At 70.9% G+C, this 21,913-nt stretch carries 17 protein-coding genes, 4 pseudogenes and 1 riboswitch; of the genes and pseudogenes, 8 read left to right on the top strand and 13 right to left on the bottom strand.

The annotated features are described in order from the left end of the window. Positions 1–164 precede the first annotated feature (164 nt). Positions 165–701, bottom strand: a pseudogene (locus ACZ7H1_RS30335) (IS5 family transposase); the annotation flags it as partial. A gap of 324 nt (positions 702–1,025) precedes the next feature. Between ACZ7H1_RS30335 and ACZ7H1_RS30340 the strand changes: the two are divergent. Both ACZ7H1_RS30340 and ACZ7H1_RS30345 read left to right on the top strand, forming a co-directional pair. Continuing rightward, complete coding sequence (locus ACZ7H1_RS30340; protein WP_470790987.1) at positions 1,026–2,249, top strand: serpin family protein; 1,224 nt, start codon at positions 1,026–1,028, stop codon at positions 2,247–2,249. Between the two features lie 37 nt (positions 2,250–2,286). Further along, positions 2,287–2,742 (top strand): annotated as a pseudogene (locus ACZ7H1_RS30345) (phosphotransferase); the annotation flags it as partial. A 12-nt stretch (positions 2,743–2,754) separates the two neighbouring features. Here the strand turns inward: ACZ7H1_RS30345 and ACZ7H1_RS30350 are convergent. Both ACZ7H1_RS30350 and ACZ7H1_RS30355 read right to left on the bottom strand, forming a co-directional pair. Further along, positions 2,755–3,729 (bottom strand): phosphotransferase family protein, encoded by a 975-nt coding sequence (locus ACZ7H1_RS30350; RefSeq protein ID WP_470791017.1) that lies wholly within the window; start codon positions 3,727–3,729, stop codon positions 2,755–2,757. A gap of 612 nt (positions 3,730–4,341) precedes the next feature. Next, a complete protein-coding gene (locus tag ACZ7H1_RS30355; RefSeq protein WP_470790988.1) occupies positions 4,342–5,022 on the bottom strand; it encodes an NAD(P)H oxidoreductase in 681 nt (226 codons plus the stop codon). Positions 5,023–5,132: 110 nt separating this feature from the next. On the opposite strand from ACZ7H1_RS30355, the gene ACZ7H1_RS30360 reads away from it, so the two are divergent. The 5 genes from ACZ7H1_RS30360 (at position 5,133) to ACZ7H1_RS30380 (ending at position 13,173) form a co-directional block, all read left to right on the top strand. Then, a complete protein-coding gene (locus ACZ7H1_RS30360; RefSeq protein WP_470790989.1) occupies positions 5,133–6,062 on the top strand; it encodes an AraC family transcriptional regulator in 930 nt (309 codons plus the stop codon). Between the two features lie 138 nt (positions 6,063–6,200). Next, the gene (locus ACZ7H1_RS30365; protein ID WP_470790990.1) at positions 6,201–6,668 is read left to right on the top strand and encodes a recombinase family protein; all 468 of its coding nucleotides are present in this window, start codon (positions 6,201–6,203) and stop codon (positions 6,666–6,668) included. A 492-nt stretch (positions 6,669–7,160) separates the two neighbouring features. Next, on the top strand, positions 7,161–9,509 hold the full coding sequence (gene secD / locus ACZ7H1_RS30370) for a protein translocase subunit SecD (RefSeq protein ID WP_470790991.1): 2,349 nt from the start codon (positions 7,161–7,163) through the stop codon (positions 9,507–9,509). A 427-nt stretch (positions 9,510–9,936) separates the two neighbouring features. Then, positions 9,937–11,508 carry an alpha/beta hydrolase gene (locus ACZ7H1_RS30375; protein ID WP_470790992.1) on the top strand — a complete coding sequence of 524 codons (1,572 nt, stop codon included), beginning with the start codon at positions 9,937–9,939 and terminating at the stop codon, positions 11,506–11,508. A gap of 627 nt (positions 11,509–12,135) precedes the next feature. Next, the gene (locus ACZ7H1_RS30380; RefSeq protein WP_470790993.1) at positions 12,136–13,173 is read left to right on the top strand and encodes an RICIN domain-containing protein; all 1,038 of its coding nucleotides are present in this window, start codon (positions 12,136–12,138) and stop codon (positions 13,171–13,173) included. Between the two features lie 372 nt (positions 13,174–13,545). Here the strand turns inward: ACZ7H1_RS30380 and ACZ7H1_RS30385 are convergent, their stop codons facing one another. Next, positions 13,546–13,983 carry a hypothetical protein gene (locus tag ACZ7H1_RS30385; protein WP_470790994.1) on the bottom strand — a complete coding sequence of 146 codons (438 nt, stop codon included), beginning with the start codon at positions 13,981–13,983 and terminating at the stop codon, positions 13,546–13,548. A gap of 22 nt (positions 13,984–14,005) precedes the next feature. Here ACZ7H1_RS30385 and ACZ7H1_RS30390 point away from each other — a divergent pair. Next, a pseudogene (locus ACZ7H1_RS30390) lies at positions 14,006–14,065 on the top strand (hypothetical protein); the annotation flags it as partial. Between the two features lie 162 nt (positions 14,066–14,227). Here ACZ7H1_RS30390 and ACZ7H1_RS30395 read toward each other — a convergent pair. The 9 genes and pseudogenes from ACZ7H1_RS30395 to ACZ7H1_RS30435 all read right to left on the bottom strand — a co-directional run bounded on the left by ACZ7H1_RS30395 (position 14,228) and on the right by ACZ7H1_RS30435 (position 21,876). Continuing rightward, on the bottom strand, positions 14,228–14,515 hold the full coding sequence (locus tag ACZ7H1_RS30395) for a ubiquitin family protein (protein ID WP_470790995.1): 288 nt from the start codon (positions 14,513–14,515) through the stop codon (positions 14,228–14,230). 10 nt (positions 14,516–14,525) lie between these two features. Beyond that, complete coding sequence (locus ACZ7H1_RS30400; protein ID WP_470790996.1) at positions 14,526–14,660, bottom strand: hypothetical protein; 135 nt, start codon at positions 14,658–14,660, stop codon at positions 14,526–14,528. Between the two features lie 456 nt (positions 14,661–15,116). Beyond that, positions 15,117–15,677: a DUF7676 family protein gene (locus ACZ7H1_RS30405; protein ID WP_470790997.1), complete on the bottom strand. Its 561-nt coding sequence runs from the start codon at positions 15,675–15,677 to the stop codon at positions 15,117–15,119. Further along, the gene (locus ACZ7H1_RS30410) at positions 15,674–16,384 is read right to left on the bottom strand and encodes a (2Fe-2S)-binding protein (protein ID WP_470790998.1); all 711 of its coding nucleotides are present in this window, start codon (positions 16,382–16,384) and stop codon (positions 15,674–15,676) included. The genes ACZ7H1_RS30405 and ACZ7H1_RS30410 overlap by 4 nt, the downstream gene beginning before the upstream one ends. Further along, complete coding sequence (locus ACZ7H1_RS30415) at positions 16,378–17,316, bottom strand: ABC transporter ATP-binding protein (protein ID WP_470790999.1); 939 nt, start codon at positions 17,314–17,316, stop codon at positions 16,378–16,380. Before ACZ7H1_RS30415 ends, ACZ7H1_RS30410 begins: the two co-directional genes overlap by 7 nt. 149 nt (positions 17,317–17,465) lie before the next feature. Next, positions 17,466–18,581 (bottom strand): FecCD family ABC transporter permease, encoded by a 1,116-nt coding sequence (locus ACZ7H1_RS30420; protein WP_470791000.1) that lies wholly within the window; start codon positions 18,579–18,581, stop codon positions 17,466–17,468. Further along, on the bottom strand, positions 18,578–19,822 hold the full coding sequence (locus tag ACZ7H1_RS30425) for an ABC transporter substrate-binding protein (protein WP_470791001.1): 1,245 nt from the start codon (positions 19,820–19,822) through the stop codon (positions 18,578–18,580). The genes ACZ7H1_RS30420 and ACZ7H1_RS30425 overlap by 4 nt, the downstream gene beginning before the upstream one ends. 232 nt (positions 19,823–20,054) lie before the next feature. Continuing rightward, positions 20,055–20,235: riboswitch (cobalamin riboswitch) on the bottom strand. Between the two features lie 232 nt (positions 20,236–20,467). Further along, positions 20,468–20,541, bottom strand: a pseudogene (locus ACZ7H1_RS30430) (histidine phosphatase family protein); the annotation flags it as partial. Between the two features lie 645 nt (positions 20,542–21,186). Then, positions 21,187–21,876, bottom strand: coding sequence for a class I SAM-dependent methyltransferase (locus tag ACZ7H1_RS30435; RefSeq protein WP_470791002.1), 690 nt, complete (start codon positions 21,874–21,876; stop codon positions 21,187–21,189). Positions 21,877–21,913: the final 37 nt, after the last annotated feature.

Consider the following 21,913-nt stretch of genomic DNA (forward strand, 5'->3'; position numbering starts at 1 on the left):
GGCACGGAGGGCTCTACGCGGCCCTCGCAAAGGGCCGGGTCGACGCGGCCCGGATGCGACGGACTTTGGACTGTCGGGAACTCGCGGTGGCGGTAGGGCTGGAGCCTGTGCCCGCGAAGGTGAAGGGCGTGCGGTCGAAGGTCAAGCCAGTGCCGTCCGCGCAGCCGAGCCAGCAGTGTCTGTCCCGCGTCTCGATCGGTGACGGACGCGGCCGTGACCACGACGGCCAGTAGCAGGCCGAGGGTGTCCACCACGATGTGACGCTTGCGGCCGCGGACCTTCTTGCCGCCGTCGAAACCCCGGGGCGCGGCCGGCACCGACGCAGCCGCCATCACCGACTGCGCGTCGATGATGCCCGCCGTCGGCTCCCGGTCGCGGCCGGCCGCTTCACGGATCCGGTCCCGCAGCCGGTCGCGGAATTCGGCCGTCCGGCCCTTGTCGCGCCAGCGTAGGAAGAAGGCGTAAACGCGATCCCACGCGGGGAAGTCCGCGGGCATCGACCGCCAGGAGATACCGCCCGCGACCAGGTAGCGGACCGCGTCGACCATCTGCCGGTGGCAATTGCCCTCCGGCTGCCCGCCCCGGCCCTCCAACCAGGCCGGCACCGCAAGTGCGGCACGGACCTCGGCCCATTCCGCGTCCGTCATGTCCGACGGATACCGGGGCTCCCGGCCCGGACGATCGCCCGCGTTCCCGTACATGTGGGCGAGGCAGTCACACGACCGGGAAGGAGAGTTGGACGACCCGGTGGACAGCACGAAAGTCCGCAGCACCAGGGCCTCCTGACGCTCGGATGGATTCGACACCCACGAGCTGTTCGGGAGGCCCTGCCTTCGTGCCCAGACCACCAGAAGATCACCCGGCCGGGCAACCGCACTCGAACTCACGCCCTGAGCGGTGTGAGTGGTCTGGACTGATGGCGCGACGCCGGGAGTTGCCTCCGCACCCTCCCGGCGTCGGGCGAGCGCCGTTGCCCGCGACCAATCCGGATGCTTGTTCGTCCGTCGGTGCGTACCCTCCCCTGAATGAGAGACGTAACAACACGCGCGGTCAACCGGCTGACGAAGCACTGGGCCGGGGCCGTGGTGACCGGAGAGCAGGGCACTGTGCTGACGGCCGCGGGAGTGTGGCCGCTGCTCGCGCTCCTCGCGGACGGCGCGGGCGGCCGGGCCCGCGGTGAACTCGCCGAAGCCGTCGGCCTCCCGGCGGCAGACGCGGCCCATGCGGCCCGGGAACTCCTCGCCGGCCTGAAGGGTGTCCGCGGTCTCGCCGCGGCGACCGGGCTGTGGACGAGCCGGGAACTGCCACTGGAGGAGGCGTGGGCCGACCGACTGCCCCACGGGACGCACGGGGTGCTCACCGGCGACGCCGACGCCGACCGCAAGGCGCTCGACGGCTGGGCCGAGCGGCAGACAGACGGCCGGGTCGACCACATGCCGGTGCCCCTCGACGCGGACCCGCCCATGGTCCTGGCCTCGGCCCTCGGCCTGCGAACGAAGTGGATCAAACCGTTCAGCGCGGTACCGGCCGACTTCACCGAGGGGCCGTGGGCCGGACGCGAGGCCCTCGGGCTCTACCGCGGAACCTCCCTCCTCGACCGGGTCCGGGTGGCCGAGGCGGCCTGCGGCCCGCTCACCCTGCTGGAAGTCGTCGGCACCACCGGAGTCGACGTCCACCTCGTCCTGGGCGAACCCGGCGCCCGGCCCGGCGACGTGGTGAGCGGCGGCATCGACGCCGTGACCCGCGCCGTCCGCACGGTCGACGGTTACGCCCTGCCCGACGGTTCACCCGGCCCGGGGCTGACGATCGGCACGCAGCTGTCGCTCGACCGCGAACCCCGGCTGGACGTCGAGACGGTCGCCTTCTCCGTCACCGGCACCCACGACCTGCTGGAGCAGGCCCTGCTGTTCGGCCTGGAGACGGCCGCGGACGGCCGCTCTGGGCACTTCCCCGGGATCAGCAGCGTCCCCGTGGCGGTCGGCTCGGCCCACCAGGCCGCCGTCGCCCGGTTCGACGCCGAAGGATTCGAGGCGTCGGCCGTCACCGCGCTGGGGATGGCGGTGGGCTGCGGCACCGCCCGCATCCGGTACCGAACCCGCCGCATCCACGCCTCGTTCCAGCGCCCCTTCGGCTTCCTCGCCGTCCACCGCACCTCCCGCCTCGTCCTGGCGGCCGGCTGGGCCAACGAACCGCTGCCGTGCCCGAGCGACGCCTGGGGCTTCGACCCGGACGACGAGGACGACTTCTGACCGGTCGGTGCACGTACGGTGACTTCGCATGACCGACTTCGAGGACTTCCTCCGGGCCATTGACCCCGGCGGCCTCGCCGCCGACGTCCGGGCCGTCCGGGAGGTCGGGACGACGCCGTCGCGGCCCCCGCGTGGGAAGGTCCCGCCGGTATGGCTGCACGGTGACCTCCACCCCTCGAACGTCGTCGTCTCCGACGGGACGCTCTCTGGTGTGGTCGATTTCGGCGACATGTTCGCCGGCGATCCTGCGTGGGACCTGGCGGCCGCGTGACTGCTCCTTCCCGCGGGACGGCCCCGCGGTTCTTCGAGGCGTACGCGCGCGCGGACCGGGCCACGATCCGGCGGGCCCGGGGGCCGGCCGCTCTGAAGAGCCTCTTCCTCGTCCTGATGGGCCAGAGCGGGGAACGGGGCCTTCCCGGCGGCAAGCCGGCCTGGGGGACCCGCGGGCCGGGCGGCGCTCGGCCGTGTGCCGGCGGACGGTGCCGCGCGCTGACGGGCGGTGTCGTCAGGCGCGGACCAGTTCCAGCGCCTGCTTCAGGTTGTACTCGGCGATGCCCGCCATGAACACCCGGTCGGGGAAGTCCCCGTCGAGCAGCCGGAGCGGACCCGCCGTCAGCGAGAGCCGCTGGGCGAGCGTGTAGAGCGCGAGCCGGTCCTCGTCCAGTCCGCTCACGCCCAGCCGCTCGTAGGCGTCCTGGAGGCGGATCCGCAGGAACACGTGCTCCCACTCGACGTCGAAATACGTCACCCCCTCGATGTCGATCACCACGGGGTTCCCGTCGGCGTCCACCAGTACGTGGTCGGGGCCCAGTTCGCCGTGCACGACCGCGTACTCCGCACGCGGGCGCACCGCCGCCGACAGGCCCAGCAGCCGCTCCTCCAGCCGGCCGCGGGCGTCCTCGATGCGCGGATCGCGCGAGGCGGCCTCGGCGAGGTCCCGCAGGGCGCGGTCGAGGACGACCCCCTCGCAGGACGTACCGCGCGATGTTCCGCCTTCGTCGACCACGGCCACCTTGCCGTACGCCGGTGCCCGGTGGCCGCGCATCGCCTCCAACGACTCAGCGAGCCGGGCCATGACCGGAGCGGCCGCGCCCGCGTCGCGGGCGAGCAACTCCTCCAGGGTCTCCCCCCGGAGGTCCTCGACGATCGCGAGGTCCGCCGGACAGTGGACGCCGTCGCCGTCGGCTAGACGGATCGCCGGGACGCGGACCCCCAGCGCGTCCAGGCGCGCGTGCGCGGCCGTGAACAGGTCGAGCCCGAGGCCCGGCGAGAACGGGTCGGTGAGGTCGTCGTCGCCCTGTGCCGCCGGCCAGTAGTTCTCGGCATCGTCCCACAGATAGGCGATCGCCGTCGTCGCGTCGTCCATCACCAGGCGGTACACGCCCTTCTTGCTGCCGCCCGCGAGCCGTTCGACCGCCTCCAGCCGCCGTCCGCCGCCCAGCGCGGCCCGCGCCGCACCCGCCAACTGCTCCCGCGTCACTGCCCTGGGTGCCACGCTCCGAACCACCTCTCCTCCACGACAACCTGCGCACCCTACGGGCACATGGGCGTGGGCGCGACTGGCTTCTTCCGGATCCGGGCCGGGGCGGGGCGGCGAAGACACGTCCAGGGGCTCACGCCGGATCGCGGATCGCGTATCACATATCGCAGTCGTGGGGCGGACTCGTGATGTCGAGGGCTCCGTCGCGGAGGACGAAGTGGCGGACCTCGTCGTCCACGGTGACCTGGGAACGGCAGGCGCCCTGGAACGCCCTGGTGTGCCAGCCGGAAGCGGGCCGGGCCGAAGCCCTCCTGGATCTCGGTGAGGAAGTCCGTCCACCTCACCTCCGGCAGACCGGTCTGCCGTGGCACCGTCGCGAACCAGTCGGCGAGGCCCGGTCCGCCGCGCCGGGCCCACGCCTCGTTCAGCCGGAGGAATGCGGCTTCCCCGCGGTGGGGCAGGCGGTGCGCGCCCGCTGCCAGGACCGCCCCGCCCGCTCCGGCGAAGGCTCGCTTGGATCGCGCACTTGGACCCGGGGTGCCTGGCAGGCGAGCCGGGCCACCAGGTCCCGCGCGTACTGCCGCAGTGTCAGCCCACGGGATCCGGAGGCCCTCAGGCCGCGACGAGTTCGTCCGCGAGGAACTCCCCCACGAACTTCCGTGCCCGACGGTCGAAATCGGTGTACTGCGCCTCCCGCTCGGCGCCGGCGACCGCTTCGCCGACCAGCAGATTGCCCTCGGCGTCGATGCGCTGCGGCCGCTCCTCCGCGTCCAGGAGCAGGCCTACGGTGGAGCGGGAGAAGCCGCAGTAGTAGGCGATACCGTCGCTCAGGTTGGACTCGAGGACGGACTGCATCGACTCCGCGACGGGGTCGTCGGCGGTGGCGCCGGCCAGAGCCAGCCACAGCATGCGCTTGCCCGCCAGGCGGGGATTGCTGCGGCCGTAGGCGAACCCGTAGTTCCATACGCGGTCGATCCATCCCTTGAGGACGGCGGGCACGCTCTGCCAGTACACCGGGAAGACGGCGACGACGACATCGGCGTCGAGGATCCGCCGCATGTGGGCGTGCGTCTCGTCCGAGTACGGCTTCTCCCGGTTGCCCCAGTCCGGCTGGTCCTCCACGTTCATCCGCGGGTCGAACCCCTCGGCGTGCAGGTCGAGCAGGTCGATGCGGTATCCGGCGGCCTCGAGCTGGGCAGCCGCGCGGCGGGCGGTGTGGGCGGTGAGGGAATCGCTGCGGTGGTGCGCGACGACCACGAGGGCTGTCCTGGTGTCACTGCTGTGCTGCGGCACGGTGTCTCCCGAGGGCTCGATCTGTGCAGTGAGTCCAGTACAACCGCGGCACCGTAGATGATCCATGGGAGAAACTCTCCAGGACATAGGAGATCGTCTACGATTGCGCTGTGGATCCTCTGAGTTCACTGCTGAGCGGCATCCGGGCCGAAGGCTCGGTCGTCAGCCATGCCGTCCTGACGGCGCCCTGGAGTATCACCTTCGCCGACGCCGCTCCGCTCACCATGGTCAGCGTGCTGCGCGGTGGCGGCACGCTGCTGCTGTCCGACGGCACCGAGCGGGCGATCGGCGCGGGCGACACGGCCATCGTCCGGGGCCCCGCACGGTTCCGCCTCGCGGACGAGCCTGCCACTGTCCACCGCCCCCACACCGCGTACGAGATCAACTGCTTCACCGCGGACGCCGCGTGCACCGGCCAGGAACTCGACGGCATCCACTGGGGCACCGGCCCGGAGGGAGCGACCGCGCTGATCGTGGGCGCCTACCGAGCCTCGGGGCACCGCCACGAACGGCTCCTGCGCGCCCTGCCGCCCGTCCTGGTCATCACCGAGGACGCCGAGGTCTGCGCCTGGCTGGAGAACTCCGCCGCCGACGCCGCCCGGCTCTCCGCCGGTTCGCAGGCGCTGATGGACCGGCTCCTCGACTGGACTCTGGTCTGCACGCTGCGCACCTGGTTCGACCGGGCGGGCGCCGACGCGCCCGGATGGTACCGCGGCCTCGCCGACCCGGTTCTCGCCCCCGCCCTGCACGCCTTCCACGGGCGGCCCGCCGAGAGCTGGACGGTCGCGTCGCTGGCCGCTCAAGCCGGCGTCTCCCGGGCTCTGTTCGCCCGGCGCTTCACCGAGCTGATGGGCCGTCCGCCCCTCACCTACCTCACCGAGTGCCGCATGGACGACGCCGAGGCACTCCTGGCCGACACCGACCTCAGCATCGCCCAGATCGCCAAGACCGTCGGCTACGCCGACGCCTTCGGCTTCAGCACCGCCTTCAAACGCCACAAGGGCCTCAGCCCCAGCACGTTCCGCACCACGGCGGCGTGAGTCACGGCAGGCACGGGCCCCACGCTCCGGACCGCAGCACGACACCGAGACGTCGTGCCGGAGCTCGGCGTCGACGCGCCGGTGCAGCAGGGCGGCCAGCGGTCGAGGTAGGTGAGACGGCTGTCGACGCAACGAACTGTGGAAGGCCCTCGACTACCTCCGGTAAGGCGACACCCTCGCCGTCCCGCCACCGGACCGGCTCGGCCGCTCCATCCAGGACCTCATCGCCATCGTGTCGGCCTGCGCAGGCGCGGCATCGGCTTCACCTCGCTGCACGAGGCACTCGACACCACCACCCCGGGCGGACGCCTGGTCTTCCACGTCTTCGCCGCCCTCGCGGAGTTCATCCGAGAACTCATCGTCCAGGGCACCAACGAGGGCCTGGACGCCGCCCGCGCCCGCGGCGCCCGCCTCGGCCGCCCGCCGGCCATGACTGAGGAACAGATCCGTCACGCCCGCGACCTGCTCACCCGCCCGGACAACACCGTCGCCTCGATCGCCAAGCTCCTCGGCGTCTCCCGCAAGACGATCTGCGAGTACATGCCCGAGCTGAAAGGCGGCCGACTCGGCCCTGTCCTCCCGAAGCTGCCACGAAGTGACAAGTAGCTCTCTGTTGCAAATCCGGGGTGGGCTTGTCCGGGTTTTCGATCTTTCCGAATTCCTGAGGAGCCGCTCGGCGACGTTGGTCCGGTCACGAAGACCGGAGGGAGCGCGGAGTGCGGCAGGAGTGGGAGCCGGAGGACTTGATCGAGGTCTGGACGCTGTTGGAGGAGGACCAGGAGCGGGTTCGGAGCAAGTCGGGGGCGGCGAACCCGCCGGGTTTCGCGCTGTTGCTGAAGCCTTCGGCTTCCGAAGAATTGCCGAGGAACACGGAACGGACCGGGGCGCCCCATACGTTGAACAGGGCGGGGCCGCGCCGTGCGCACCCGACGAGCACCGAAGGGACGGGGGGACGCGTGCCGCAACAGAGCCGCTCCGCGCGGCCCGCCCCACCGATGAGCACGCAGACCGTCATCGACGCCTGACCCTTCTGACCCGGCGCACACCGCGCGGGGCCGGTCACGCGTCCCTCCGTCCTGCCCTCATCGTGGAGTACGCATGTCTCGCGCACCCTTGTCCCGCCCATCCTTGTGGAGGGCGATCGTCGCGCTGGCAGCCGTCGCGCTGTCCCTCTACATCGCCCTCACCCAATCCGCCCGCCTCGGCCTCGATCTGCGCGGCGGTACCCAGATCGTCCTGGAGACCCGGGACTCACCCACCGTCAAGGCCGATGCCGCATCCACCGAGCGCGCGCTGGAGGTCCTCAGGCAGCGCGTCGACGCCCTCGGCGTCTCCGAACCCGGCATCGCCCGCTCCGGCGAGAAACGGATCATCGTCGAACTGCCCGGAGTGCAGGACCCACGCAAGGCCGCCGAGGTCATCGGCCGCACCGCACAGCTGACGGTCCACCCGGTGACGGGATCGACGGCCGACAAGGGCTCCGCGAAGCCCGAGGCCGACGGATCGCGCACCCTGCCCGACCCGGACCAGCCGGGCAACCACCTGAAGCTGGGCCCCACCGCCTTCACCGGCGAGGGGGTCAAGGACGCCGAGGCAGTCCTGGACCAACAGTCGCTCAACGGCTGGATGGTCTCCCTCGACTTCCGCAAGGGTGCGGGCGACACCTGGGCGAAGATCACCTCGGACGCGGCCTGCGCGCCTCAGGGCGCTCCGGAACGCCGCGTCGTCATCACCCTCGACAACAAGATCATCTCGGCGCCCGACGTCAACGCGGACGTGGTGTGCGGGACCGGTATCATCGGCGGCTCCACGCAGATCAGCGGCGACTTCGGCCGGGCCGAGGCGCGCGACCTGGCGGCGCTCGTGAAGGGCGGCGCGCTGCCGGTGCCCCTCGACGTCGTGGAGCAGCGCACGGTCGGCCCGACGCTCGGCGCCGACGCAATCGAGGCGAGCACCAAGGCCGCGCTCATCGGCATCGCCCTGACCGCGCTGTTCATCACCGTCGTCTACCGGCTCCTTGGCGCGCTCGCCGCCTTGGCCCTCGCGCTGTACGGCCTCATCTCGTACGCCGCTCTGGTGGCGCTCGGCGCGACGCTCACGCTGCCGGGGCTCGCCGGGTTCGTCCTGGCGATCGGCATGGCGGTGGACGCGAACGTCCTGGTCTTCGAACGGGCCAGGGAGGAGTACCTGGGCGTCCGTTCCAAGGACTTGGCGAAGCCGGTGAAGACCGGCTTCGCGAAGGCATGGAGCGCGGTGATCGACTCGAACGTGACGACGCTGCTCGCCGCGGGATTGCTGTTCTTCTTCGCCACGGGCCCGGTCAAGGGCTTCGGGGTCACCCTGTGCATCGGCGTCCTGGCATCGATGCTCACGGCGCTCGTGATCACCCGCGCGCTCGCGGACTTCGCCGTCGCCCGCAGCTTCGTACGCAAGCGCCCCGGTCTGACGGGCATGGCCTCGACGGGCCGAGTCCGCACGTGGCTGTCCCGCCGCAACCCGAACCTGGTCCGCCACCGTCGCCGCTGGCTCGGCGCGAGCGCACTCCTGGTGGCGGTGGCCGTCGCAGGAATCTTCATCCGCGGACTGGACTTCGGAGTGGAGTTCACCGGCGGCCGCCTCGTCGAGTACAGCACCAGCAGGTCCGTCGACGCGGACACGGCCCGGAACGCCGTGTCCGACGCGGGGTTCCCGCGCGCGGTGGTGCAGGAGTCCGGCGACGGCGACATCACCGTACGCACGGAGAAGCTCACCGACGACGAACAGCAGCGCGTCAAGGCGGCCTTGGAGAAGCCCGGCGGAACCGTCACGGTGGAGCGTGACGAACAGATCGGCCCGAGCCTCGGCAGCGAACTGCGCCAGAAGGCGCTCCTGGCCCTGGGCATCGCGGTGGCCGCCCAACTGATCTACCTCAGCGCGCGGTTCCGCTGGACCCTGGCGGCAGCGGCAGTCTCTGCGATGGTCCACGACGTCCTCCTCGTGGTGGGCCTGTTCGCCTGGCTGGGCAGGCCGGTGGACAGCGTCTTCCTGGCGGCGCTGCTCACGGTGATCGGCTACTCCGTGAACGACACGGTGGTCGTCTTCGACCGCGTCCGCGAAGCGCGCCGCCGAGACCCACGAGGCAACCTGGAGAAAACGGCCAACCACGCTGTGCTCCAGACACTCCCGCGCACGGTGAACACGGGCATGGGAGCCCTGTTCATCCTGACCGCACTGGCGGTACTGGGCGGCGACTCGCTGGCGGACTTCTCCGTGGCGCTGATCGCGGGCGTCCTGGTCGGCATCGCCTCGACCATCTTCACCGCGGTCCCGATCGCGATCGCCCTGGAACACCGCAACCCGCCACCAGCACCGGCACGGGGCCGCCGCGCCGCGAAGGAAGTCCCTGACGGGAACAGCCCGTTGGAGGCGCGGAGGAAGAAGGAGAGGGGGACGGGGGCGGTCGTCTGAGCCCGCGAGGACGGCCCTGAGGCCGAGGGCAGCCTCCATCACACGCCGACCGGGCCTCCACGGAGCTCCGACAACCGCGGCCACGCTCCGTGGAGGCCCGGTCGGCACGATGCCCGGGAAAGCGGCATCTCTGTCACCATCATGACTTTCGGTCACGGGATGTGACGCATTCGGCTCCGGATTTCCTCATCAAAGGGTGTTGGCGGGGTTCTTGAAGGGCCGTGGATTTTGAGGGCCGGGACGGCCTTCAGCGCAGCCCTGCCGACGGTCTCCTCCCGGAGGAGGAGGCCGGACCGGGCCGCAGGTCCCGGACCGGGGGTGGACGGGACCGGGGTCCTCGTGCTCTTGGGCGATGTGCCGTACCAGGGCGGGTTCCTAGCCTCGGGGCATGCGATCACACGAAGCGGACGATGCTCAAGGAGACCCCGTGACCACTGTCAGCCCCGCCGCACGCCGCACCTTGGCCGTGGGCCTCACCCTCGCCGCCTGCCTCACGTCCTCCCCCGTCCTGGCCACGGCCGCCGAGACCCCCGCCCAGGGCAGCTCCGGGGCCGGACTGGACCGGTACTACCGCCAGCACCTCGGCTGGGGCAGCTGCATCAAGGGCCACGACGACACCACGGGCCGCGATCTGGACCAGGCAGGCGTGCAGTGCGCGGACGTGACCGTGCCCCTGGACTACGCCGACCCCCGGGGGCGCACGATCACCGTGGCGATCTCCCGGCTCAAGGCCACCGACACCCGCCACCGCATCGGCGCGATCCTCCTCAACAACGGCGGTCCGGGCGGTCCCGCGCTCCAGTCCCCGCCGCAGGCCCGTGCGTCGATGAAGGAGGTCGGCGCGCGCTACGACATCGTCGGCTTCGACCCGCGCTTCATCGGGCGCAGCACCGCGCTGGACTGCGGCTTGCCCGTCGGCATGACCTGGCTGTCCGCCGGCACCGGCCGGGCGGGCTTCGACCGCCAGGTCGCCCTGCAGAAGAGCCTGGCCGACAAGTGCCGGGCCACCGACGCCGCGGTGCTCCCCCACATCACCACCCGCAACACGGCCCGCGACATGGACGTCATCCGCGGCACGCTCGGCGAGCGGAAGATCTCCTTCCTGGGCTACTCGTACGGCACCTACCTGGGCACGGTCTACACGCAGATGTTCCCCGGCCGCCACGACCGGATGGTGCTGGACGGGGCGATCAACCCGAGCGACTACCGCCCCCGGCTGCTGAAGGGCACCGAGCGCGAGAACGAGAAGGCGCTGTCCGACTGGGCCGACTGGGCCGCGGAGCACCACGGCACCTACGGCCTCGGCCGCAGCCGCGCCGAGGTGCTCGCCGCCGTCGACCGCATCGTAGCGGCGGCCGCGCGCGGTCCGCTGACCATCGGCGCCGGCGCCGATGCCTTCCGGATCGACGACAGCCAGGTGCCGCTCCTCCTCTTCTCGGGCATCGCGGACGACACCGCCGCGGCGCGGGCGTCGTTCGGCGAGCTGCTTTCCGTACTGGCCAAAGCCGCGGAGGGCCGGCCGACGACGGTGCCGCCGATGCTCGTCCCGGAGCTCCGGTACGTGCTGCGCGGTGAGGGCGAGCCCACCGGCGCGCAGTCCGCCGTGATCTGCGGGGACGTGGCCGCCGCCCGCGATCCCGAGCTCTACTGGCGGGACATCGAGCGCAACCGCACCGCGCACCCGCTGTTCGGCGCTCTCACCAACAACATCAACCCGTGCGCCTTCTGGGACTCGCCGCGCGAAGAGCCCACCCGGGTGCGGCGCGATGCCCCTGCACTGATCGTCGCCGCCACCGGCGACCCGCGCACGACGTACAAGGGAAGCGTCGAGCTGCACAAGCAGCTGCCGAGCTCCAGGCTGGTCACCCTCGAGGGCGCCAACCGGCACGCCCTCTTCGGGCACTACGGCAACGCGTGCGTGGACGACCAGGTCAACCGGTACCTGGCCACCGGCAAGCTGCCGGCGAGGGACCGGACCTGCGTCAAGCAGGCGGGGTAGCGGGCCCGCGGTTCACGTTCCGAGTGCGCGGGCCGGCAGCATTCTGCGGTTGTTCGTCGCGGTCTTGGCGAACACCGACTTGAGGTGGTCCTGCACGGACAGTGACCACACACCCCGAAACAGCCCCCGACCAGCATCAACACACCAGAGCCCACTGTCTCTCACACCGCTGTCACCAAACCGAGAGACCGCTGTTGGCGGTACTGAGCCGGCTGACACTGGACACGAGCCCCGGACGGTTGGTGCTGTACCCGCCGGAAACGGCTCGCCGGCCGTCCGGACAGATGGCGATCGAGCCGTTGGCTCCGTCTGCGGGCACCGATACGGCCGGCCCGGAGACCTCGGTGACCTCACCCGTACCTGCCGGCCCGGTAGCACCGGTCACGCCCGTGGGCCCGGTCGCGCCAGCGGGCCGGTCGCACCCGTCGCCCCATCGAGACCCTCGTGATCCACAGCCGCTCCCTTCGGGTTGCAGCCCCCGTCGCTGTGACCGGATGACGTTTGTCCGGAACCGGGTGTACCTCGACGCCCCTTTCACGGCTCTTGGCGCACGTAGCTGTGCTCGCCAGCCCTTGAGGAGAAGCCGTGCGTTCGAGAAGGAAACCGTCGGTTCTGGCCGCTGTCTGTGTGAGTGCCCTGGCGGTCGGGGGGCTGGCACATCCCGCACTCGCGGACGGCTCGGTCAACGGGCCCGTCGAGAACTGCAACGCCGCGGCCGCCGTGTCGCCGGGGTCTTTCGGCACCGGCGCGCTGTCGTGGTGCATTCTGGCGTCCAAGCAGAGCGGTGAGGCCAAGAAGCTGGCCCGCGAGGGGTTCGTCAAGGGCCTGCTCGAGATGCTGACGAACCACACCGGCGGCAATTACAACATCATGATTTTCGACGTCAAGGGCAAGAACGCCTTCGGGGACCCCTGGTTCGTCCACCCCTACACCGCGAACCTCAAGGACGTGGCGTACCAAGGCGACATCGAGTACAACGACGCGACCTCGCGCGAGGACCAGACCTACCGGATATGGATCTTCTCCGGCGGCGGCAGCTTCACCAACCACGGCGACGGCGGATGGATCAACTGGGGCTTCTACGGCCTGTGGGACCGCAACGGCTCCACCGTCGACTTCCGCCCCACGATGGTGCCGGCCACGACCCCCGGGGTCCCCAAGGGCGAGACGCCCGGTCCCGGCGGCACCCCCATCACGCCGGGCGTACCCGCCCAGCCCGGCCCCCGTCCCGACTTCCGCGCCGACAGCGCGACAACGACGCCCTCCGGATCAGGCCGCCCGCCCGTCGGAGTCCCGGTGCGCCTGAAGACCGTCAACAACCTCGGGGCTGCCGCGACGAACGCCGCCTCCGGCTCGACGGTGGTCGCGGGGAAGCTGGGTGACACCAACTCCACGTGGTCGTTCAAGGAGGCGGGCGGCGGCCGCTACGAAATCGCCAACGGCCTCGGTCCGGTCCTCTCCGAGAACACGAGCACCTACTTCGCGTCCATCACCACCTGGAAGGGCGGCGCCACCCAGAAGTGGCAGGTCATCCCCATCAAGAGCGACACCTACCAGATCAGGATCAGTGACCAGGACTGCCTGACCTACCACGAGGACTACAAGAAGCTCGGCGTGTGGACCTGCGACGGTTCCCAGGGCCAGCAGTGGACCATCGCCCGCTGAGCAGCACCCCCACGGGCCCGCAGCCGCGCAACCGCGCGCCTTCGGGCCCCAGCAGACAACCGCTCAGGCCGACCGGCTTGGCCGGCTCGCCACTGGGTCATCCAACCCGAGCCACCCACGAGGCGAGCGGCCGGCCCGGCATTCGCCCGACCGGTGATCAGAGCGGCTCTGCCGTGGACCGGCATCGACTGTCGCCAAGCCACCCGTTCCTGCTCATACAGAATGCCGCTCAACATCCGAGCGCCACCTCGGCGTGAACCGCGCTCTCAACCAGCGGGGCTGAGGTTCAGAAGAAGTCGATGAACAGGTCCCTGGAATGTACTCCGGGTGGTGGGGAGGGAGACCATACGGTGAGGCCCGGCCTCGTGGAGGTCAGGTCGGGGGATGTGCTGCCGGCAGCCACTCGACCTGGCCGCTGCGCAGGTCTCCGGTGAACGTCAGCGCCTCGCGGCTTATGCCCAGGGCGGCGAGCAGGATGTCGATCGCTGCATCGTCGTCCTCGGTTTCGTTGATGACGGACACGACGGTGTCCGTCATCGGACTGTCCTCCATGCGGTGGTGGGCAAAGTGCACGCCACGGATCCGGACCATCGCGACATCGACGGAAGCCAGTTCCTCCCAGCCCTGCTCGGTCGTCAGCTTCAGCCGACCTGCCACGGCCTCCAGCGGCGGTGCAAGGCCTGCCACCACGCGGAACAGGCCCGAGACGTACCACCACATACTTGTCTGCAATGCAGGGTTCGGGTTCGCACACGCCGAGACGGGTGCGTCCGGCCAGTCGGCCTCTGGGCCAGGCACATCGAGGTCCAAGATCTTCCACTCCCGAGCAGCCCTGTTCGCCGCGGTCGTACGGGCTCCGGTCACCGGCGTCGTCCTGGTCGTGGTGTTGACCGGCGCCACCCCGCTCATCGTCCCGACGTCGGTCGCCTGCTTCGCCGCGACACTGACCGCCCACCGGCTGGAGAACGCACCCGTCTACGACGGCCTGCGGCGCCGGATGCTGGAACGCCCCTGCGGGGGCTTCCCGAAACCTGTCGCACCCGTACCACTGCCGTCAGACCCCTGCCAGCGCCAGCTTCAGGAACGTCACCTCGGTGCCGGACCTGAGGTCGATCTCCTCGTCCAGGTCCCGCACCCGGCGGTTGCCGACCAGCACCAGGAAGCCGCTGCGCCGGAACGCGCTCAGCGCCAGCGCCGTGCACGCCTTCGGATCGGCGGCGCTCCGCGAGACCCGCATCCGGATCAGCTCCCGCACCGAGAGCCGGTCCGCGGCGACCTCCACGCCCCGGCCGTGGGCACCGCTCCCGGCAGGACTGTCGTCGATGAACGTGACCATTCCCATGCCCCGCACCCTAGGAGCCGCCACTGACAGCGACCGCCTGCCACAGCCAGGGCACGATCCGCAGGGCCACGAAGCCGAGTTCTTCCACGGCCCGGCGCAGCTCCCGCACGGCCTGGACGGGTCGGGTGAGATCCGCGCCGGCCACCCGCGCAGTCGTCCCTCGGACTGGGCAGCGAACTCGGCCACTTCGTCGTTGCCGATCAGGGGCCCTTTGGGCCCGTACCAGGCCGCCGAGAGTCCGATCTCGACGTCGGCCGCGGCCATCGCAGCCACCGTGGCCTTGACAGGCAACGCCTCCTCCAATAGGCCCTGTCCCGTCCACCGGCGCAACGACTCGAACATCTCATGGTCGGAGTGACGGAGCGTAGGGTGCTGCATCCACGCGTCGATGACCGGCATCAGGTTCCCTGCCCTCTCTCCTGGCGCTGCCGGCCCTATTGCGCCGGATGCGGCTAAGCGAACGCTTACCGCGACCCTGGCTCGTACGTGTCGCCCACAACCACCGTCCAACGCCTGGCCGTGCCGCTCCGGGGCCGATGTGCGAAGCCGCAGTCCTGCCCGGCGGAGGTCGCAGGGGCCGCCGCGCAGCCGGCACGGGGCTTCAGCCGCTGTGGGCGAAGCCCTTGCCCGCGCGGTCGAGAGGGTCGGCCGGCAAGCCGAGGAAGCGCAGGCGCAGGGCGTCCCAGGCCGCGAGTCGGCTGAAGTCGGGGGCGTCCCGGATGCCCTGGCGGTCGGTGAGGAAGGGGTTGGGCAGCAGGACGGTCATCATCTGTTCGTCCCGTCCGTTGAACAGGCGCAGTCCCCAGCTGACGGGCGTCCCAGCGGATCCGATGCTGCGGTAGAGCTCGGCGCGGGAGCAGCGTCGGATGCGGCCGAGTTCGGGGCCTGAGGCGGTGTGTTCTCCGATGCACAGGTGGAAGTGCCAGGCGTCGAAGTCGATGGTGGCGTATCCGTCGTTCATGGTGATGGCGGTGGGGGCGCAGGGAGCCCCGACTTCCCAGGCGGCGCCTTCGATGACGGGTCCGAAGTTGATCTGCTGCCAGTGGTCGGTGAAGACGGTGGTGATCAGGTCGAGGAGGGTGGCCTCGTCGGTGGGCAGGGCCCAGACGTGCTCGGTCCCGCCGCCCAGGGTTTCGAGGACTGCCGGTTCGCTGGTGGTCATGAGGTTGGCTTCCTGTGGTTGAGGACGCAGTCGCCGCAGGTACCGGCACCCGGCACGCGGTAGTAGAGACAGCAGCTGCGGCGGCGGAAGGTGATCGTGTGGTCGTGCGCGATGTCCAGGACTCCTGCGCCGGCCAGCGGCGGGCGGGCGCAAAGCGCGCGGACAATGGGGTGGACGGGATGCGGAGTGTGCGGGGCGCGGGCCCGCAGGACCCGCGCGGCGCCGATGAGGGCCGAGGCTTCGTTGCCGCGCAGCACGTGCGGCGAGACGCCGCAGACCCGGTGTACGGCATCGGCGAGCGGGCGCAGATTCTGCACGAGGACACTGTCGTGCAAAGCCTCGGAGAGGTCCGGTGCCGGGAGCCCTCGCGGGTCGGGCAGCCACAGGTCGACAGGGCCGGCAGGTGCTTGGCGCCACCACAGCCGGTCGGGGGCCACGTCGGGAACGCGGCCGGTCAGAGCGGCGGTGGCAAGGGAGATCGACCAGAGCCGTGAGGCCGTGCCGATGTGGAGGGTCGAGGCGGCCACGCGCTGCTGGTCGGTGCCGAGCCGCCCCGCTACGGCCCGTACGTACTCCTCCAGCGGTCCGGGGTCCTCGTACAGCTCGGTGAGCGGCCGGAAGCCATCGCTGTCGGGCCGATCTCCGCAGGTGACGGCGAAGTACGGTCCGATGGCGGCCAGCTCGGACGGGATCGTGTCGTTCACCACGTGCGTACCGTCCGGGTCAGTTCGTGGAACGAGGCGATGTCCATGTCGATGGGGTTGTCCCCTCCGCGCAGTGTCATATGGCCGTCGTCGTCGGCTCGTACCTGGGCTGCCTCGGACGTTCCGCCGCTTCGCACGGCCAGCCCTTCGCGGGCCAGGGCGCGTTCCAGCAGCGGACGCAGGTCGGGCGGGGCGTCCACGGTCACGGTGGTGTGCGACGGGCGGCGAAGCCCGAAGCTGCCCGAGCGCGGGTCGAAGGCAAGGTGGTCGGCGTCGAAGGCCGCGGCGACGGCCCCCGAACGGATGAGGTCTTCGGGGGCGCCGGTGTGTACGCGGGATTCGCGGTCGACGAGCCAGACGGCGTCGGCGACCCGCAGGGCCAGCTCCAGGTCATGGGTGCTGACCACGACGGCGAGGCCCTTGTCGCGGGCGAGGTCGCGCAGGAGCACGGTGAGCGCCACCCGCGAGGGCACGTCGAGGAAGGCGGTCGGCTCGTCGAGCAGGACGACGTCCGGTTCCTGGGCGAGGGCCCGAGCGGTGAGGATCCGCTGGCGTTCGCCGTCGGAGAGTTCGGCGGCCGGCCGGTCCGCGAGGTGCGCGGCGCCCACCGCCCCCAGTGCCCACTGGACGGCGGCGTGGTCGGCGGGAGTGAGCCGGCCGGTGAAACCGGTGTGGGGGTGGCGGCCGAGCGCCACCAGTTCCCGAGCCGACAGCAGCCCGGCGTCGACCCTGTCGGTCAGGACCACGGCCAGGCGCCGCGCGAGCGCCGCGGGCGGCTCCTCGGTGATGTCCCGCCCGTCGATCTCCACCCGCCCGGCCAGCGGGGGCAACAGCCCGCACAAGGTCCGCAGCAACGTTGACTTTCCGGCGCCGTTGGGGCCGAGCAGGACGGTCAACTCACCGGCGCGGGCCTCCAGATCCAACCCCGACAGCACGGCACGCCGACTGCTCCTGCCCCAAGAGGCGCGTATCCGGTGTCCCACCGTGAGGTCCTTGGTGTCGAGCCCGCGGCTTTCGGTGGGCCTTCCCCCATCGGGCCCAGCCACCGTGGCGGTGTCCGGGCGCGTGGTCGAGTGTGTGTCCGTCATGGGGTCACTCCTTGCAGTCCGCGGCGACTGCGGATCAGGAACGCGATGACGACCGGTGCTCCGAAGATCGAGGTGATCGCGTTCAGAGGGAGCACCGCGTCCATGCCCGGCGGCTGGCTGAGCAGCGCGCAGGCCAGCGCGAGGAACGAGCCGGCGAGCATCGACGCCGGGACCAGGACCCGGTGGTCGGAGGTGCCCAGCGCGACCCGTGTCAGGTGCGGTACGGCCAGTCCCAGGAAGGCGACCGGGCCGCAGAACGCCGTGGCCGCTCCGGCCAGCAGGGAGGTGCCGAAGAGCGCGAGGTCGCGGCTGCGCCTCACGTTCAGGCCCATGGTGCGGGCGTAGTCCTCGCCCAGGAGCAGCGCGTTCAGCCGCTTGGTGGTGAGCATCGCCGCGACCAGGCCGACGCCGATCACCGGCAGCATCACCGTGAGGTCGGGCCAGGTCGTGGCGCTGAAACTGCCCAGCCCCCACATCACGAACTGCTGGGCGCGCTCGGGTTGCGCGTAGACGAGCATGACGCTGACCACGGCCGTGGCAGCAGAGCCGATCATGACGCCGATGACCAGCAGGGTGACCGCCGAGCGCACCCAGCGGGAGAGCAGCAGTACCAGTGCCAGCACTGCACCGGCCCCCAGGGAGGCGGCCAGCACGACTCCGAGGCGCCCCAGCCCGGCCAGGCTTCCGGTGAAGGTCCCCGCCACACCCCCCGTGCTGACGACCACGCCCGCCACGCCCAGGCTCGCGCCGGAACTGACCCCGAGGGAAAACGGATCGGCCAGCGCGTTGCGGAAGAGGGTCTGCATCTGGACCCCGGCGACCGCGAGCGCCGCGCCCACGGCGGTCGCCGTCAGGGCACGCGGCAGCCGCACCTCTTCGACGATCACCACCCACCGCGGGTCGGCCTCTTCGCTGCCGAGCAGCACCCGCACCACATCGGTGACCGGTATGTGGTACGAGCCGAAGGCGATCGTCAGAACGAACAGGACCGCGGTGCCGGCCAGCAGCCCGCTGGTGACGGCCAGGCGCCGTCGGATCCCCGGCACCGACCGGTCAGGTGCCGGGGCAGGTGCCCGCCGGGCGACGGCCGGGGCGGCCTGCTGCGTGATCACGCCTTGGGCACCTTGGCGTAGAAGGTGAAGGTGTGGCCCGCCGCCTGGTCCGGGTGCAGGAGGGCGAACAGGTCGGCAAGGACCAGGTCCGGCCGCAGTACGCCGCGCTCGTAGAAGTCGTTGCCGCCGCCGGGGCCTTGCGCCTTGGTGTTCGTCCAGACCTCACCCCCGTTCACGGCACCCAGAGTGCCGTAGCGGCTGTCGGCCTTGACCGCGTCGGCGGTCGACGTCCACGGCTGGCCGACCAGCCACAGGGGCGCGTCGCCGGCCTTGGCATAGACGGCCTCGAAGTTCAACTGGAGGTTGCCGGTTCCCGGCTCATCCGCCCACGGGTAGCTGCCGCCCGCGTCCTTGATCAGCTTGCCCATGTAGCTTCCGCCGGATGCCATGCTCCAGGTGCCCTGGTACATCGTGCCGGGCAGCACCTTGACGGGCTTGGCCGCCGCGACGGTCTTGGCCGCCCTGGCGGCGACCTTCCGGTAGTCGCTCTCGATGGTGTCGAAGACCTCTCCGGCGCGCTTCTCCGCCCCCGTGAGCGCGGCCATGGCCTTGACCCACTCGGCGCGGCCGAGGGGGCTCGCCTCCAGCCATTCGGCGTTGGCGACGACGCCGACGCCGGCCTGGCGCAGCTTGGGGTACTGGGGATCGTCGGTGCCCTGGGTCATCAGGACATCGGGCTTCGCCGCGATGACCTTCTCGGTGTCGATGACCTTGTCCTTGGCGTACTCGGTCACCCTGCCGGACTTCACCCTCTCGCGGACCTCGGCTGAGCTGACGAGGGCACCGCTGGCCATACCGGTCAGGACATCGAGGGTGCCGGTCTCAGTCAGCAGCGGAAGGTGCGTGGTCGAGGCCGAGTACAAGCTCTTGACCGGCACCGTGATCTGCTGCGCCCCGGCGAGGTCACCGCTCAGCTCCGGCTTGGGTGCCCCGCACTTGACCAGGACGTACGACTCCGGCTTGCCCTGGGGGAAAGGCTCCTTGACCGTGAGGACCTGGTAGCTCTTCTCGTACCGCAGGGTGAAGTTCTGCGCGTGCTTCACCGTCGACTTGACGGGGAAGTAGTCCTTGGCCGGATCGAAATCGGTGATGCAGCCGTCACTTCCCGCGGCCCCGGAGGCACGGGAATCAGCGGGACGGACCGCATCACCGTCGCCGCAGGCGGTGAGGGTGAGTCCAGCCGCGAGCAAGGTCGCAACGGCGACGGACCGGTGGAAGGACTTGACTGGTCGTACAGACACGAAGGCTCCAGGCATGCGTCGAAGCGCACCGGTGATATGCGGGTGCGCGTGCGAAACCGACCGCTCAAGGGCGGTCACAGAAGGTACGGAGGGCGGGTTCAGATCCCCGAGGACAAAGCGGGAACGTCACACCGCTGCGACCGGCCTTCGAAGGCAGCCGACAGCGCAGAGCTGACACAGGTACGCGGGCACACGAGTGCCACCGTCCTCCCTCGGGGAAATCCGCCCCGGTACATTGAGGTGCGACGGCGTGAGTCTCCTGACTCGGGATCAACACTTCCCCGGCCTTCCCACCCAGCGGGCGGTGGCTTCGGCGGAGTCGCTCCCCCTACACAGTGGCGGTACCGTGCCGGAATCTCACCGGCTTCCTCGTTCCGCCGTCGCTTGACGAAGCGAAGCATCCCAGACTGCGGCACCGCACGCCAGCCCAACTCCTGTGCGTCAGGCCACAACAGAGCCACACCAGCAGCCATCACCTTCCGTACCACGAGTCCGGTCGTTGGTACCTTCGGACGGGACCGTGCCCGTGCGCGTGCTGCGGCCGCCATACGGTCAGGCATGTGCGGGCCAGGCGCTCCGCGCGACACCAGGCCCGGTGTTGCTCAGCCGCGGCGGTGGTTCGCACGGCCCCGGGCAATGTGGCGCAGAGGGCGGCGGGACGAAGCGCCGGTCCAGCCACTCCTGCGGCTTTCCCCCGCCTCACCGTAGGACTTCTCCCTCGACGTGGTGCGTCGCCTCGGGATGGGTGACGACGTAAAGAGTGCGCACGAGTGCGTGCCCTCCTACTAGGTAGCGTCCTGGTCAATTGCAGTCTGCAACTACGAAAGAGACAGTTCGAAACCATCAAGCGGGTTCTTCAGCACCGGCTCGGGTGCCGGCGTGGCTGTCGGAGTCGACTCCAGGTGCCGTTGCAGGTGAGGCGGTCGACGATGGCCACGCGATGGCGTGGATCGGCGAGGCTCTCGGTCCAGGCGCCGACGGATTCCTTCACTCCGCCCTGGTTGTCCCTAGACCCGGCGCCCTCGTACTCGATGGACCGTCACACCGGCCCGCGAATCCCTGTCCTGCCAGGCGATCGGAGTCGCGCGGGAACACCGACCCGCTGCGCCACGGGCCGTAGCGCCATTCTTCGCACGCGACCCTGCGCGCCCCCGTGAGCCCTCCCGGCCCGCATTCCGGCTCGTTGCGTCAAGGGTGCAGTTGCCTCCGGCTTCCGGCTGCGGTCACAGGAGTGCTTACCAGACTGGCTGGATTCCTACGGGGCGCACATGCGACCAGAACAGCGGCGTCAGGCCGCGCCGGTCAGCGGCAGCGGCAGCGGCAGCGGCAGCGGCAGCGGAGAAGCCGGCCGGCGGCTCTTGGCTCTACTCTCCGCGATAAGCGGTCACCAGCAGCGTGGCCGCCGCCCGCGGCCCCGAGCTGGTGGCGGGCAGAGTCTCCACGGAGATCTTCGTCAGGCCGGCCTCATCGAGCAGCTTCGTCCAGACCTGCTCTTGCAGGACCCACCGCTTCAACACCGCCGCCTCTCCCTCCGGGGTCTTCGCCGGCAGCTCCGCCGCCACGACGTCGGGCTCGGCGGGTGCCCCGGTCAGGTAGTGGGCGAGCGTGGAGAACACCAGGCGCCCGCCCGGCCGCAGCGCCTGCGCAGCCACCGGCAGCAGCTCGCGCGGGTCGGCGAAGTCGACGGCCCCGAACACGCTGTACAGCACGTCGTACGTACCGGCCGCGCCCCGCAGGTGCGCGACGACATCGTCTGCGACCAGCTGGAGGCGCGGCGCCAGCGCCCCGTACAGGTCACGGGCCAGCGCCTGCTGCGCGGAGGAGGAATCGACCGCGACGACCTGCTCCGGCAGGTGATGGACCGCCAGGTGAGCCGCGTGCCGGGCCGCTCCCGCGCCCAGATCCCCCACCCGCAGGCCGGCCAGGTCGCCCAGCACGTCCGCGCCCGGCCCGCCGTCTTGGCTCCAGACCCAGAAGAAGCTCGCGGGGACCGCACGGTCCGTCTCGGCACGGGCGCGCCCGTAGTGGTGCCAGAGGTCTGAGGTGGTGGTCACCCGCCTCATCCTTGCGCTTCCGCCCCACTCGCGGGCC

Source organism: Streptomyces sp. NPDC037401 (assembly GCF_055602345.1).

Excerpts from the sequence above, each read along its gene's own strand:
- ACZ7H1_RS30340 (WP_470790987.1), top strand. The coding sequence starts at position 1,026 with ATGAGAGACGTAACAACACGCGCGGTCAACCGGCTGACGAAGCACTGG.
- secD (WP_470790991.1), top strand. The coding sequence starts at position 7,161 with ATGTCTCGCGCACCCTTGTCCCGCCCATCCTTGTGGAGGGCGATCGTC.
- ACZ7H1_RS30405 (WP_470790997.1), bottom strand. The coding sequence starts at position 15,677 with ATGACCACCAGCGAACCGGCAGTCCTCGAAACCCTGGGCGGCGGGACC.
- ACZ7H1_RS30395 (WP_470790995.1), bottom strand. The coding sequence starts at position 14,515 with ATGGGAATGGTCACGTTCATCGACGACAGTCCTGCCGGGAGCGGTGCC.